The organism is Paenibacillus sp. J22P143, assembly GCF_059692035.1.
In genome coordinates, this window is sequence record NZ_JCAUAQ010000003.1 from 413,059 (window position 1) to 427,576 (window position 14,518).

At 47.7% G+C, this 14,518-nt stretch carries 13 protein-coding genes; 4 read left to right on the top strand and 9 right to left on the bottom strand.

Annotation, left to right across the window (positions count from 1 at the left end; genetic code table 11):
• Window positions 1–12: 12 nt before the first annotated feature.
• From AC58PQ_RS08685 to AC58PQ_RS08700, 4 genes are all read right to left on the bottom strand, one after another.
• Complete coding sequence (locus tag AC58PQ_RS08685; RefSeq protein WP_497241564.1) at window positions 13–966, bottom strand: ATP-binding cassette domain-containing protein; 954 nt, start codon at window positions 964–966, stop codon at window positions 13–15.
• Window positions 967–1,446: 480 nt separating this feature from the next.
• Complete coding sequence (locus AC58PQ_RS08690) at window positions 1,447–2,556, bottom strand: lactonase family protein (protein ID WP_497241565.1); 1,110 nt, start codon at window positions 2,554–2,556, stop codon at window positions 1,447–1,449.
• 25 nt (window positions 2,557–2,581) lie between these two features.
• On the bottom strand, window positions 2,582–3,217 hold the full coding sequence (locus AC58PQ_RS08695) for a DUF2238 domain-containing protein (protein ID WP_497241566.1): 636 nt from the start codon (window positions 3,215–3,217) through the stop codon (window positions 2,582–2,584).
• Between the two features lie 102 nt (window positions 3,218–3,319).
• Window positions 3,320–4,165 (bottom strand): helix-turn-helix transcriptional regulator, encoded by an 846-nt coding sequence (locus AC58PQ_RS08700; protein ID WP_497241567.1) that lies wholly within the window; start codon window positions 4,163–4,165, stop codon window positions 3,320–3,322.
• 133 nt (window positions 4,166–4,298) lie between these two features.
• Between AC58PQ_RS08700 and AC58PQ_RS08705 the strand changes: the two genes are divergently transcribed.
• From AC58PQ_RS08705 to AC58PQ_RS08720, 4 genes are all read left to right on the top strand, one after another.
• Window positions 4,299–5,294: a Gfo/Idh/MocA family protein gene (locus AC58PQ_RS08705; RefSeq protein WP_497241568.1), complete on the top strand. Its 996-nt coding sequence runs from the start codon at window positions 4,299–4,301 to the stop codon at window positions 5,292–5,294.
• A 30-nt stretch (window positions 5,295–5,324) separates the two neighbouring features.
• A complete protein-coding gene (locus tag AC58PQ_RS08710; protein WP_497241569.1) occupies window positions 5,325–6,263 on the top strand; it encodes an aldo/keto reductase in 939 nt (312 codons plus the stop codon).
• Between the two features lie 387 nt (window positions 6,264–6,650).
• Window positions 6,651–7,241: a c-type cytochrome gene (locus AC58PQ_RS08715; protein ID WP_497241570.1), complete on the top strand. Its 591-nt coding sequence runs from the start codon at window positions 6,651–6,653 to the stop codon at window positions 7,239–7,241.
• Between the two features lie 250 nt (window positions 7,242–7,491).
• Window positions 7,492–8,247, top strand: coding sequence for a DeoR/GlpR family DNA-binding transcription regulator (locus AC58PQ_RS08720; protein ID WP_497241571.1), 756 nt, complete (start codon window positions 7,492–7,494; stop codon window positions 8,245–8,247).
• A gap of 67 nt (window positions 8,248–8,314) precedes the next feature.
• Here AC58PQ_RS08720 and AC58PQ_RS08725 read toward each other — a convergent pair whose 3' ends face one another.
• The 5 genes from AC58PQ_RS08725 to AC58PQ_RS08745 all read right to left on the bottom strand — a co-directional run bounded on the left by AC58PQ_RS08725 (window position 8,315) and on the right by AC58PQ_RS08745 (window position 14,470).
• Complete coding sequence (locus tag AC58PQ_RS08725) at window positions 8,315–9,577, bottom strand: MFS transporter (protein ID WP_497241572.1); 1,263 nt, start codon at window positions 9,575–9,577, stop codon at window positions 8,315–8,317.
• A 179-nt stretch (window positions 9,578–9,756) separates the two neighbouring features.
• Complete coding sequence (nagZ, locus tag AC58PQ_RS08730) at window positions 9,757–11,388, bottom strand: beta-N-acetylhexosaminidase (RefSeq protein ID WP_497241573.1); 1,632 nt, start codon at window positions 11,386–11,388, stop codon at window positions 9,757–9,759.
• A 25-nt stretch (window positions 11,389–11,413) separates the two neighbouring features.
• Window positions 11,414–12,229, bottom strand: coding sequence for a carbohydrate ABC transporter permease (locus tag AC58PQ_RS08735; RefSeq protein ID WP_497241574.1), 816 nt, complete (start codon window positions 12,227–12,229; stop codon window positions 11,414–11,416).
• On the bottom strand, window positions 12,226–13,056 hold the full coding sequence (locus AC58PQ_RS08740; protein WP_497241646.1) for a carbohydrate ABC transporter permease: 831 nt from the start codon (window positions 13,054–13,056) through the stop codon (window positions 12,226–12,228). The genes AC58PQ_RS08735 and AC58PQ_RS08740 overlap by 4 nt, the downstream gene beginning before the upstream one ends.
• A complete protein-coding gene (locus AC58PQ_RS08745) occupies window positions 12,962–14,470 on the bottom strand; it encodes an extracellular solute-binding protein (protein ID WP_497241575.1) in 1,509 nt (502 codons plus the stop codon). Before AC58PQ_RS08745 ends, AC58PQ_RS08740 begins: the two co-directional genes overlap by 95 nt.
• Window positions 14,471–14,518: the final 48 nt, after the last annotated feature.

Here is a 14,518-nt window from a genome sequence, read left to right on the forward strand (position 1 = left end):
AAGCCCTCCCATTTACTCGTCACGCAGTGTTTTTCCTGTCAATTTTAAAAAGACGGTTTCCAAGTTAGTCTCCTGGACCCTAAAACCCTCCAGTTGGATATTTTTCGACTTGATGTCTTGTATCACTGCTTCTACTGCCACTAGTAAATCACTTGCATGCAAGCTGAGTTTACCACTGCCATAAACAGCTGATTCTATTCCTTTAACTGTGACAAAATGCTCCTTTAGCGCTTGACCGATCGCTTCGTCGGAAATATTCATTTCGATTTGCTTGCCGCCATGTTTGCTCAGAAGCTCACGCGTCGGCTCCAAATCTAGAATTCTACCTTTATCGTAAATCGCAACACGATCACATAACTCTTGCGCTTCTTCCATATAGTGAGTTGTATATATAACACTCATATCAAGCTCGCCCACCAGATAGCGGATAGACGAAAAAATATGATTGCGTGACTGGGGATCTATCCCAACAGTCGGTTCGTCCAAAAACAGCACCTGCGGACGATTTAATAGTCCTACCGCTAGGTTGAGACGACGTTTCATACCTCCCGAGTAGGTCGATACTTTCTTTTTCGCCAATTCACCAAGACTCGTAATCTCCAATACTTCATCGATACGCTTCTTTTTTTCGGAACCCTTCAAGCCATACAAATTGGAGTAAAAGTCCAAGTTTTCATACGCGGATAAACTTAAATACAGTGCGAGATCTTGTGGAACAAGACTGACAACCTCACGAATTTTGAAAGACTCCTTGATTAGGTCATACCCGCATATCGTAGCGGTCCCTTCATCCGGCTGTAAAATCGTTGACAGCATAGAAATTAATGTTGTTTTCCCAGCCCCATTTGGACCCAATAAACCGAATACTTCTCCCTTATAAACGTCCAAATCGACACCATTAACGGCCACGAAATCATTGTATTTTTTCACTAGACCTTTTGCGGAAATCAAGGTTTTCCTACTCAATGTTTGTTCTCCCCTCTAAATGTTACAAATTTCAGTCCATATAAGACTACCTTTCTCAGCTCGGTAGAATTCAGAAGGTATCGTCTATCAGCAACGACAAAAAATACCAATTATTGACTGACAATACTATAAACATACAAATTAAGTCAATAGTTTTACAACTGTCGAAAGACAGTCGCAAAAAAGTAATTCAAGCCGAAGCGATAATAGAAAAAGCAGTTGTCACAGAGGAATCTCTGTGACAACTGCTTTTTCAGTTCGAGGTATTGAAATATCCATTTAACTCACTAACGAAACCTATTCCCTGATGACAACCTAAGCGGTACATTTCAATACCGTGCTTCTGCCACTCAAGCTTCAGTCCGCGGGGACTAAACCCTCGAGAGTGATTTTCCGATGAATGCGCTGTGCATAGCTCAAGTAAATGCTTGCCCCTTCCTTTCCTGTAATAGCGCCTGACCGTTTCACGGTCATCGCCTATTAAAGAAACTTCACGCAAACCGGTCGCGATACCGCTGTCGTTTGCTCCGTTTCTTGCAGCATCCCTGTTTCCGCATCCCTGCGGAAGACAACGACGCTGTTCGAATCCTGATTCGCCGCGAGCAGGTGCTCTGACTGCGGCGAAAGTGCGAAGTTCCGCGGCGTCCGCCCCCGCGTCGACTGCCAACCCACGACCGACAGCGTGCCGCTGTCTCGGTCAACCCCATAAACCGCGATACTATCGTGTCCGCGGTTTGACGCATAAACATAGCGGCCATCCTCGGAGAGGTGGATGTCCGCGCAATAGCTAACGCCGCCGAAGTCCTCCGGCAGCGTCGACAAGCTCTGGACCGCGGCCATGCGGCCCGCGTCCGCCTCATAAGACAGCACAGTGACTGTGCTGTCCAGCTCATTGATCGCGTACACGTACGTACTGTCCGCGTTAAACACCAAATGCCGCGGGCCCGCGCCCGGCTTCAATGCTGCTGCGCCGTGCGGCAGCAGGTCGCCGCTCTCCGCGTCAATCCGGCTAATGACCAGCCGATCAAGTCCGAGATCGGCTGCAACCGCAAACCGATTGTCCGGAGACGGTACAATCGAGTGCGCGTGCGGCGCTTCTTGGCGGTCCGCTTGCGGTCCAAGCGGGCCCTCATGCTTGACCAGTTGCGTATGTCCCCCCAAAGCGCCACCCGCTTCTACGGGATACACGGTCACATCACCGCTTGAATAATTAGCCACATACACCCTGCGGTTCGTGGCATCCAAGCTAATGTAGCAAGGTGCCGTGCCATCAGTTGGCTGTTGGTTGATTTTGCTCAATCTGCCTGTGCCCGCTTCAATCGCATAAGCCGCAACCGAGCCTCCGAATCGTCCCTCGTACGTTTGCGTTTCACTCACGGCATATAAGACAGTCCGATCCTTGTTCACCTCTAGAAACGAAGCATTCGGTAAATCGCTGTACGTTTCAATCAGCGTCATCTCACCATTTTGCCCATTGAAGCTATATAAAGAAATGCCTACCGGATGCTGTTCATTCGTGTAAGAACCAATATAAACAAAAGTAACACCGTTGTTCTCATTTACATTTGAACTCGAACCCTCATTCCCCATTTGCAACTCTGCCTCCCAATCGTCCCTATGATTTATTTTGCACTTTCCATCGCTTTCCAAATGCTGTCACACACATCGCGATAATCGCCCCATATAGCGCAAGCTCTATGTCATGCTGGGCATCCCAAGGATCCCCCTGTGCACCGACAAATAACGTACCGAGCTCTGGGGCTACGATCATAGCTACCCACATTTCGATGAGCTCATAGAAAGCACCCATAGCCAAAACGATAACACACGTCATCACATAAATCCATCTTCTCCCAAGCGTAGTCCAAGCGCGCATTCCTTCACAAATGGGATAGGCGCACAGCAACCCGAAGCTCAGATGAACGAGCCGATCGAAATGATCGCGTTCAGCCCCCAGCAAGCTGTGCAACCAGGGATCGAACCAAGTCCCATTGTAAGAAAAATGAGCTCCGATGCCATGCAGCAGCAGAAAGCTCGCCAGTAATCCATAGGATATGTTTGAAAAAGGAAAAATACGATAGGTAGCAATGAATCCGATCAGCGCTGCCCAAATCAATAGATTTTCTAGCACCCAATCCCCCCGGCTATGCGGCGCAATCGCTAACCATCCCCACACACCAAGCCAAACCAACATGATCATATGCAAAATCCAATTCGTTTTGAAAGGTTTTGTATTCGCTTTTATTTGCATGTGCGCAGCCCCCTTATCGTCTCTACAGACTAAGAGTACCGTGCTTGCGTGACTTCCAAAAGTACTAACTTTTCCTAGTACCAAGCCCCAAGCTCGCTCATGCTAGCTAAATAAACCTTTCATATACAAGCTCCGGAACTCACTCGGTGTCATGCCTTCATGCTCATGAAATCGCTGATTGAAATAGCTCGCAGAGGTATAACCCGCTTCACACGCGATGTCCTTGATCGGCCAATTTTCTTTCTCAATTAACCGCTGCTTAGCGAATTGAATACGGCAAAGTGTAATGAACGACAGAGGCGTCATTGACGTAGCTTTTCGGAATAATTTGCAAAAATAATACGTACTCACACCTGTTAGCTCCGCCCACTCCTCGAGATTAAAAGGCTCACATGCTCTGCTCTGCATGGCTGGCAGTAAAGCTAGAATCCGATCCACCGATTCCGTCCCTCGATTGACCGTTAAAGGCGTCGCATAGCTCATGAATTCGCACAAAATCATATAATTCAACGCACTCAACTGTGTGGGTCGAAGAATTTGATAGGCTTCCGCTTCTAACAGCAATTCATTGAATGCTTTCTCAAGCTCAGCACTTCTTTTTAACGTCCACAGATTGCGTAGAAATCCTTTCTCCAATAGAAATTCCTTGATTTGATCTCCATAAAAATGCACCCAACGGATATCCCATGCATCATCTTTGGAACTGTAATAGCGCTGCTCCTGGTACGGTGGAAATAAGAAAGCATCCCCTTTTTGCAACGTGTACAGCTGCCCTTCGATCTCCACATAACCCTTTCCTGCGATGACAAAATGCAAGCTATACGTTGACCATGAGCCTTCTGGTCGCTCAACTTCATGCGTAGACTCCTCTCGATACCAGCCTACGGATTCAGGGAAAATGAAATAAGGGGATTGCTGTAAGGTGGGTAACATGACCTGCCGACGCATAAAATCAGACCTCATCTCTAATGACAATATTACGATAGTCTATTCAATATATTGTTATATCCATTTTAAATAATTCATTTTATAATAGCAATATCACGTCACACATTCCGATTCACAAAGGAGAATTGCTCTCATGACTAAACTACGTTGGGGAATTCTAGGCTGCGCAAATATTGCAATCAGAGCCTGTATCCCGGGAATTCAGCAATCACAAACAGGTATTGTAAGCGCAATCGCAAGCCGTAGCTTGGAAAAATCACAAGAGGTTGCCGCTCGTCTTGATATCCCGAAAGCTTATGGAAGCTATGAAGAATTAATTGAGGATTCCGATATTGATGCGATCTACATCCCGCTTCCGAACCATCTGCATAAAGAGTGGACGATCCGTGCGGCTCAGGCTGGTAAACACGTGCTATGTGAAAAGCCTGCTGCACTGACAACAGCCGAAGTTCAGGAAATGGTTACAGCCAGCGAAGAAGCAGGCGTGCTTTTTGCGGAAGCTTTCATGTACCGTCATCACCCTCGTTACGAGCGTGTAAAAGCGATCATGCAATCCGGCGAAATCGGAGATATTCGTGGTATTCATGGCACATTTACGTTCAGCAACCCGGATGATAGCAAAAATGTTCGATACGTCCGCGAGTGGGGCGGCGGATCCGTCTACGACGTTGGCTGCTATCCGCTGAGTGCCGCTAGATTTCTTCTAGAACGTGAGCCTGAGGCTGTCACTACCCATGCTTTCTTCTCCCCTGAACACGATAACGTCGATATGATGATGTCTGGACTCGTTGAATTCAGCGGCAATGTAGCCCTTACGTTCGATTGCGGTATGTGGGCTTCGTTCCGCAACACACTTGAGATTCTCGGCTCTAAGGGACGCATTGTGATTCCTTCGGCTTTTGTTACGCCGACCGAAGAATCCGGTCATTTCCAGGTATTTGTCGGTAACGAGCAGCGCGAAGAAAAAGTTCCTTTCCTTAACCAATACGCCCTGCAAGTCGACGATTTGGCGTATGCAGCATGGGGAAAGAAAGCGCAACGCTTCCCTGCACAAGATGCCATTTTTAATATGCAAGTGATTGATGCCTGTTTGCAATCGGCAACAAAGCGTTCACGCGTTCAGCTTTAATCATTCTAATCGAGAGGCTGGGAAACCGAAATGAAACATATTCAAATTAAAGGCTTAGATAAGCCTGTATCTAAATTGGTTATGGGATCTGATTTTTTCCGATTAGACAACGCTCACGAGGTAAGTGAAATCCTTCATCATTATGTGGCGATTGGCGGAAATACGATTGATTCAGCTCACATTTATTGTGGGGGGCAAAGCGAACAGGCCTTAGGCATTTGGCTCGAGGAAACGGGGAAAAGAGAAGAAATGGTGCTGTTCACCAAAGGCGCTCATCATGATCACAACGGCCCTCGCGTGAATGCGGAAGCCATTCGCCATGACCTGATGACCAGTCTAGAGCGGATGCGTACAGACTACATTGATTTGTACGGTTTACATCGTGACGACCCAGTAACTCCTGTAGGTGTCATTGTCGAGGCATTGAATGAGCATTTAGAAGCAGGGCGTATCCGCGCTATTGGCGGGTCCAACTGGACTCATGCGCGTTTGCAAGAAGCGAATGCTTATGCCGCGCAGCATGGCCTCGTTGGCTTTAGCTTCAGCTCGCCAAACCTCAGTCTCGCTAAGCCTAACGAGCCTTTCTGGCCTGGCTGCGTATCCGCAGATGCCGAAGCCTTGCGCTGGTACGAAGAGCAGCAGTTTCCACTGCTGTCGTGGTCTTCGCAGGCGCGCGGTTTCTTCACCGGCCGCTTCTCGCCGGAAATCCGCGAAAACGCCGACCTCGTTCGCGTGTTCTACAACGACGAGAACTGGACGCGGCTCCAACGGGCGCAGCAGCTTGCGCAGGAGAAAGGCGTCAGCGCGATCCAGATTGCGCTCGCTTACGTGCTGAGCCAGCCGTTCCCCGCGTGCGCGCTGATCGGCCCGCGCACCGAGGCCGAGATGGTCTCCTGCCGCGATGGCGCAGAACTTGTGCTGTCGGCGCAGGAGCTGGCCTGGCTTGATTTGACCGGAGCTACGGTGTAGCTCTCGGTGACGTCGCTCTGTAACATCCTCGGAAACGAGGGTGTTACAGGGCTTTTTTGGGCGTACTTCCAAGTCCACACTCGATCCCCTTCCTACATCCTTCACACATTAGCTACCTTTCTTCCCCATACCCTGCCACTTCCCAGCTCCGCCCTCTTTCGCACCAATAACTGTATAAACTACAGCTAATTTCCCTCAATTCCCGCTGCAAACCCATGATTTCCATAAAACAAGGCGCCTAGGTACCCACTTCCGCACGTATGCAGCCATTTTCCCGCAAATTAGCGTATACTCGTTCCTTTTCGAGATTCATATAGCAGCAAGAAAACCTAAATCGTTTATTATCCGTTACCTAAAGTAGAATAAACATGAAGGAGTTGGAAAGCTTTGAACAAATGGATGCATGTAAGCATTTGTGGAATGATCCTGCTCGCTGCCACGGGTTGCAGCGGGAAAGAAGCCGAGCCGGCGGCCAGCTCGCCTGCCGCTATCACTACCGCGCCGTCACCAGTAGCGACGACAGCTATAGCTACGCCGACTCCACAGGTATCGGCGACGGCAACCCCTGCGACTGCAGTCAGTGCATCGCCACAGCCACAAGCTTCGGCTACGCCTACGCTAGCACCAACACCTTCGGCTTCGCCCGCGACGGCGAAGCCAACACCAACACTGGCGCCCGCTAGCGCAACGCCATCGCCTTCCCCATCGCCAACCGTCAAGCCAGAGGCGACGGTGAGCACCACTCCTAGCACCAGCGCAAAAGCAGAGCTGCTGTACAAGGACAACTGCCTCGTCTGCCATGGCGTTGGCCTAGCTGGTGACTACGGTCCGAACCTGACGAAAGTCGGTGCGCGTAAATCCAAAGATCAAATCGCCGCGCAAATCATGAACGGAAAGGTCGAAATGCCGCCTTTCAAAGACACGTTGAAACCAGAGGAAATCGAAGCATTAGCCAATTGGCTCGCAGTCAAAAAATGAGTATCATCATGCAAAGCAGGCATACCTTCTCAACGAAGGATGCCTGTTTTTTCGCACGTTTCTCCAGAATCCCAAGAAATGCACACTTCAAGCAAAAAATGAGTACCTAAACGGCTGATACACGCATGATCTAATGGACTACCCTCCTTTACCGTGATAAGATATATAGAAGCGCTTTTATTGGCAAAATAAGTATGTTTACCTACAATCGTTACTTAGCTTTCCAGACGGGAAGCTGTTAGGAGGTACCATGGGAAAAACCGATGTTCGCCGCGATGCCATCATGCATGCGATTAAAGATAAAGGCTCCATTGCCTTGACGGATATTGTGAAGCAATTCAATGTCTCAGAAGCAACAGCACGACGGGATCTAGAAATTCTCGAGCAAGAGAAACGCTGCATCCGCACCTTTGGCGGAGCTGTACTTGAGAGCTTGAAAGTCGAAGTCCCGTTCTTTAATAAAATGGACCTCTACACCGACGAAAAGAAAGAAATCGCTGACAAAGCACTTCGTTACATCGAAGATGGCGATATTATTGGGCTAACGGGCGGAACGACAACGACTTTTATCGCCAAAAAGCTAAACCAATTCAAAAACTTGACCGTCATTACGAATGCCGTGAACATTGCTTACGAGCTTATCGGCACGCCTGGGCTGCAGCTGATTTTGACCGGTGGTGTGATTCGTACACAAACCTTTGAGCTCTCAGGTCCGCTCGCGAATGCCACACTCGAGAATCTCAGTATTCGCAAAACATTCATGGGCTGCGACGGCATTTCCCTCTCGCGCGGCATGATGATCTACAATGAGCTTGAAGCCGAGACGAATCGCCGTATGATGAAGCAATCCATGGAAACGTATCTCGTGGCGGATCATTCCAAATTTAGCCGAAGCTCCTTGTTTGTTATTGGCGAGGTGCAGGAAACCGTCGGCATCATTAGCGATTCCAGCATCACACCAGAAATGAAGCTGGCCTTTAAGGAATCCGGAGCACCCTTCCTTTGATCCCTTTTTACAACAAAACGCGATATCACTAGCCATCAAGGCCTAGCGATATCGCGTTTTTTCATTCCTATTTCAACTCACTGCTCGGCTGTGGAATTTGCTCTGACTTCATTTTCAAAGACGGCACCATAATACCTACACCGATCACAAACAATAACGCCGACGTTAGGTAGATCGATTCAAGTGAGAACGACGCTTTGATCGTCCCAGCCAAACTCATCATAATCACCATCGCCCCCATAAAGAGCGGAGTTAAAATCCCATTGACACGACCGACGAAAGCTTCTTCCGTATTCCCTAGAATTAAGGTACTAATTCCAATTTGGATAGCCGGCATAACAAGTCCTGAAATGAACTGCATAGCTAGCGCTAGCCAGAACCAGTGCGTCATCCCCATCATGGCAAAGGTAACGGCACTAACAGCCATACCGATGGTAAGCATCGCCTGGGGAGATATTTTTTTGGAGAACGCCATTGTTACGCCCCCGCCTACAATCATCGCAAGCCCATTGGCTACCATAAACCACTGCAGATTCTCCTTTGCCAAGCCCAGATGCTCTGTAACAAGAAAAATACCAAGCGGGCTAATTAAACCAATAGCCAGACCCGCAACAGCGAAACATCCACCAAGAATAACTAGCATTTTGTTCCTTAACACATAACGAAAGCCTTGACCCATTTCGGCAAATATATGTGTTGTCCGCGGCTCTGAAGACTTCTCTTCTTTGCGATCTGCAGGCAGGAAGGTAAGGACCAAAGCGGATAATAAGAAGCACGCTCCCATAATCGCAACAGCCGTTTCAATGCCAAAATGGTAGTAAACGAAGGTTCCTAGAATCGGTCCCAAGATCATAAAAATCGCCATCATGGACTGAAACATCGACATTCCCATTTGCATTTGGGATTCATGAACGTGCACTTTGAACAGCTTCATCCCGGAAGGTTGCGAGAATTGAGATAAGATGGATGACACCAAGGTGGCAAAGAAGATGGCTTTCCAAGATCCCATATACAACGTTATCAAAATAACGAATACGGAGGCTGCGCTCAAAATATCGCACCAAACCATCGTCAACTTCGGCCTCCACCGATCCGCAAAGGCTCCGCCGATGAAGGAGAAGAGGAAAATCGGTGCAAACTCTGCAACGGAAATTAAGGATACCGAGTAGGGATCGTTATTCGTCATATCTGTCACATAAAGAAGTATCGCAAAGTTACGAATCCATATCCCGACTTGGAGCAAAAGGCCAGAAAGCATAATCGTTTGTACGAATCGACTGGCAAAAAATGATTTCATCGTTGGCTCAGCTTGAGCATTGGATTGACTCATAAGAAAAGAAAACACCCCTTTGTAATTAGATCACTTGTGAATTACGTGAAATGCTTGAAATGCGCGAAATGTGTGCATTGTTCCTACGTAATTGGTAACAAAAAGTTTCACAAGCCTATCTGATTTTACAAAGAGATGCTGGAAGAAGCTAGATACAATTTCTGTATACTCATTTTCGCCTAATCCTGTCTCCAGCCAATCGGATATTTCTCCGATAATGTAACCGGTAATCGCCCAACGGCTGCTTCACGACCCAGTAACACATTAGCCAGAGAAACCATGGCTAGCGGTCGATTCTCATAACAGGCATAGTAGGTCTTCACTTCAGGGAATTCAAGCAAATCATAGGGATTCCGTCCTGCGGCTACGATAAGGTGCAACCCATCCAATTTGCACAAAGCATTGACCAACGCAGTTTGACCAAAGGAGAAAGTCGCATTGTAAGTGACAATAACGACTTGCTCGCAGCTTTCACAAACCTTGATCATCTCTGCAATTTCCTCATAGGTTGGTTGGAGCCCTAAATAAACCTCACGAACAGACTCTCCCGTCAACTCGGACAACACGCTGCCAAGCGTTCCCTCACGATCAACTACCTCGTCGATCTCTGTTCCCGATTGGACTTCTGTCCAAATCACACACGTTTTATCATTTATTTGAAGTAACTTGCCAACCTCATCTTTGACCTTGGTGATGCTTTTGCGACTCAGTTCCTTGGCCAGCAGCTGATGCTCAGGTGTTGAAATCGGCCCCCTTGGAATCGGTGCAAGTGTATCAAAGCGAATTTCTCGCTTAAATTTGTAAGTCATAACGCGAAGAACCGACTCATCGATACGTGATTCTGAAATTCGACCACTTTCAACTGCCGCAATGACAGCTTCAATAGCGGCTATTTGGCGCTCTAATTCATGGCTAACCAACAAAATATCCGCTCCCGCTTCTAATGCGCGAACAGCACCTTCCGCTACCCCAACACCCTCTGAGATCGCCTTCATCTCTAAGCAATCCGTCACGATAAGCCCTTTGAAGCCAAGCTGGCCTCGCAGTAATTCTGTCAGTATCCGATACGACAACGTCGAAGGTACACTGCTGTCTTCCAAGGCCTCAAAGACCACATGTGCGGACATGATGGCATCTACGCCACCCTCAATCGCCTTGATGAACGGCGCTAGCTCTAGCTCCATTAATCGCTCCATGCTATGTGGAACAATTGGCAAATCATGATGGGAATCTGCTGTTGTATCCCCATGTCCAGGGAAATGCTTCACCGTTGCGATAACGCCCATGTCTTGCAAACCCTTAACAGCGTGCGTACCCAAATCACTTACAATCGCCGCCGTTTCACCATAGGAACGAACCCCAATAACCGGGTTTAGCGGATTATTATTAATATCTAAGCAAGGTGCCAAATTCATGTTCACGCCCATTTGGCGAAGCTCTTTCCCCATCACCTTGCTACTAGCATAGACGCCAGATGGTGCAAATGTAGCTCCCAATGCCATGTTCCCTGGCAGTAAGGTTGCTCCTTTTTCAATACGGGACACCATTCCGCCTTCCTGATCGACCGTGATAAATAACGGCTGACCTCCGCTCTTCAAGCTTATCGCTTGCAAGTCAGCGGACAACTGAGCCAGTTGATACGCATCCTTCACATTACGACGGAAATAAATGACGCCGCCAATGCCATATTTTTCGATTAATTGCGTAATATGCGGATTAGGCTCCATAGCGTCAAAACCACAAGCGAAAAGTTGACCCACCTTTTGACGTAGCGTAAGGGGCTTATTGTTCGTAATTTCTACTGATGACATATGTACACGCTCCTTGAATGATTGATTATGCTTTTATATTTTCCATGATGCCTTTTTGCAGGATAAGATACATCACAACGATAGGAATCATACTGATCATGATCGCCGCGCATAGGGAACCATAGTTCATATTCAATTGGTCATAGAAGGCCACCATGCTCACAGGGAGCGTCCGAAGCTTCTCTTTGGACAAAAATAAATTGGCCATAATAAATTCATTCCAGCTTGTCAGAAAGTTCAGCATAAATACGGTAAACAGAGACGGAATGGAAATGGGGACGATCACACGCCACAACAACCCATAAATGGAGAGCCCATCCATGATTCCCGCTTCTTCCAGCTCATTGGGAATGGACGTGAAGAAGCTGCTCACCATGAATACGGTCCAAGGCAGTCCTAATGTCACATAAGGAAGAATCAAAGCTAACGATGTGTTATACAGATGCAAGCTCCTAAGGAGCATATATAGGGGAACTAGCAATGACGCTGCTGGTACAAGCAGCGCAAGGATTAGTATCCTTTTCAGAACCAGACTAAGCCTTGGGAAAGACATCCGAGTTAACGCATAAGCGGTCGCTGTTCCTAAAGCTAGTGAGACAATCGCTGAAACCGTCGAGTTGATGACACTATTCATAAAATAATGCCCCACATGCGCGCCAGTCCAAGCGTTCCAGTAATTCGATAACGAGAGCTCTGTAGGCAAGGACCATGGCGCCGTAATGATCTCTTTATTTGATTTGAAGGACGAATTCAACGTCCAGCCTAAAGGGAATAAAATCAATCCAATGTAGATCAATAATACCGCATGTGGGAAAAGACGACGCAGGAGGCTCCCTCTCAAAATCGCACCTCCTCCGGTTTTCTTGTGAACCAGCCGAATATAGACGTTAGCATAGCTGTAAAAAGGAGGATCAGCACGGCAATGCCGTTTGCGTAACCATATTCACCGATACGATAAGCTTTTTTTATCATATAGGATGCCATAACTTCCGTAATTCCATAAGGATTTCCACCCGTCATGACAACCACAATGTCCATGGCTTTCATGCCGCCCGTAATCGATAAGAGCATCATAACGAAAATAACGGGTCTCAAAAGCGGCAGAATGATGGACCATGCCTGTCTGACACTGCCTGCACCATCGATTTGAGCAGCTTCCACCAGATGTTTGGGAATGGCATAGATCGCGGAAACCACAAGTACCACGTAGAACCCCATCCATTGCCAAGCATTTGTGATCAAAATGGCGAGCATCGCCGTCGCCCCATCTGCCAGCCAAGCATGCTGCCAGCTGGCTAAACCGACAGCTTCTAAGGCTTGGTTAAGGAGCCCCGCCTGTGGATGATAAATAAATTCCCAGAGCACACCTACGACCGCAGTCGAGAGAATCGTTGGCAGGAAAATCAGCGTTTTATAAAATCCGATCCAACGCTTTATTTTACTCACCAGCAGCGCAATGGCTAGAATAATGGGGATCTGGATCCCGATGGAGAAGACAATGAAAACCATATTATTACGCACAGCAATCCAAAAATAAGGATCTTGAAAGGCTGTTATGAAATTATCCAACCCATTAAACCTTGCAGGGGAAATGCCATTCCATTTCGTGAAGCCGTAACGCAGCGACATCAGCATCGGATAGATGAAAAAAATCACGAATATGAGCAGCGTCGGTAAGGTAAAAAGCGTATAGGCCCATGCATTTCTTCCCATTTTGTTCATATGTCATCCTACTACTATTTGGTAGTATTTCTTCTTTATTCGAAGCCTCCTGCTGTTTCTGCAAATCCGCCATAAGTGAGGCCGGATCTGTTCTTCCGCCAAGTAACTCCTGCATCCCACGTTCAAGTTTCTCTCTGACCTTCGTTTGAATCCGGGAATCGAAAGCAGGAAAGGTTCCCTTGCTATTCGCAAACACATTCAAAATTTCGGTAATCAATGGATTCACTTGACTCGTATCCTGCAGCTTCATGGCGGGAGGCATACCTTCCTCAACGAGTTGTCTTTTTTGCATGGACTCATTGTACATTTGTTTAATAAATTCTTTGATCGCAATCAATTGCTCTGGCGTGACTTTTTGAGAGAAGCCATAGGCATTTGACCAGCCCCCATTGATATACCCATCACCAGGGCCACCCATGGATGGGAAGTTCATGAAGCCAACATCATGGGCAATGACGGATTTCTCAGGATCTAGGAGCGGCGTATTCGCCCAGCTGCCATCAAACATGAAGGCTGCGCCTCCGCTGCTGAATGTATTTTGCTGCTCCGCATAAGCAAGCGCTAGGCTGCCCTCTTGGAAATAGTCCTTCTGAATGAGCGATTGATACTGTTCAAAAGCTTGCAATACCGCAGGGTCTGTCCAACGCTTGCTTCCATTCAAGAAGCCCTCGATCGAATCTTCACCTGCTGTACGTACCCACATTGTATTAATCATCATATTAATTACCCATGAATCTTTGGCTGCCATGGCAAAAGGGGTAATTCGGGCAGCTTTCAGCTTCGCCGATGCGGCTACAAGCTCGTCCCAGGTTTGGGGCAGCTTAATCCCCTGATCGGCCAAAATCTTTTTGTTATAATACAGGCCTTCCACATAGCCCGCCATAGGAATCCCGTAAATTTTGCCATTCACACTGAACTCCTCAAAGCTATAGAACTTATCCGTTAATCCAAGCTCTTGCAGAATGGGTGTGAGATCCAGCAGTCGATTCGCCTTCACATAATCCTTCGTGTCCGTGCCTCCGAACAGATCAAATATTTCTGGCGGGTTGCCCGCAGCCATCTCTGCTCGCAGCTTCTCGAAGCGATTCACCTTATCCTCAACACCATCTAGTGTAATCGTCAAGCCAGGCACCTTCGCTTCGGTCGCTTTCACAACCTCCTGCAGCATGGCCAGACGTTTCTTCTGTGTGTCCTTCACCTGTGTATGTCGAATTGTTAGCAGTATAGGTCCATTCTGGGACCCTTTTCCACCTGACGCATCACTTTGCGGATCCGAGTTGCCCGGCAGAATACTGCACGCCGACAGCATGAAAGTGAGAGCCACGGCACCTGTGCGCCAAATAAACGTTCGTTTTCTCATCCACTTGGTTCTCCTTTAAGCTTACCATTTAAGTATAATTGAACCCTT

Bases quoted from the DNA above. Each gene is read 5' to 3' on its own strand.
- nagZ (WP_497241573.1), bottom strand. From the start codon at position 11,388: ATGTCATCAGTAGAAATTACGAACAATAAGCCCCTTACGCTACGTCAA.
- AC58PQ_RS08695 (WP_497241566.1), bottom strand. From the start codon at position 3,217: ATGCAAATAAAAGCGAATACAAAACCTTTCAAAACGAATTGGATTTTG.
- AC58PQ_RS08745 (WP_497241575.1), bottom strand. From the start codon at position 14,470: ATGAGAAAACGAACGTTTATTTGGCGCACAGGTGCCGTGGCTCTCACT.
- AC58PQ_RS08705 (WP_497241568.1), top strand. From the start codon at position 4,299: ATGACTAAACTACGTTGGGGAATTCTAGGCTGCGCAAATATTGCAATC.
- AC58PQ_RS08690 (WP_497241565.1), bottom strand. From the start codon at position 2,556: ATGGGGAATGAGGGTTCGAGTTCAAATGTAAATGAGAACAACGGTGTT.
- AC58PQ_RS08720 (WP_497241571.1), top strand. From the start codon at position 7,492: ATGGGAAAAACCGATGTTCGCCGCGATGCCATCATGCATGCGATTAAA.
- AC58PQ_RS08725 (WP_497241572.1), bottom strand. From the start codon at position 9,577: ATGAGTCAATCCAATGCTCAAGCTGAGCCAACGATGAAATCATTTTTT.
- AC58PQ_RS08700 (WP_497241567.1), bottom strand. From the start codon at position 4,165: ATGCGTCGGCAGGTCATGTTACCCACCTTACAGCAATCCCCTTATTTC.
- AC58PQ_RS08710 (WP_497241569.1), top strand. From the start codon at position 5,325: ATGAAACATATTCAAATTAAAGGCTTAGATAAGCCTGTATCTAAATTG.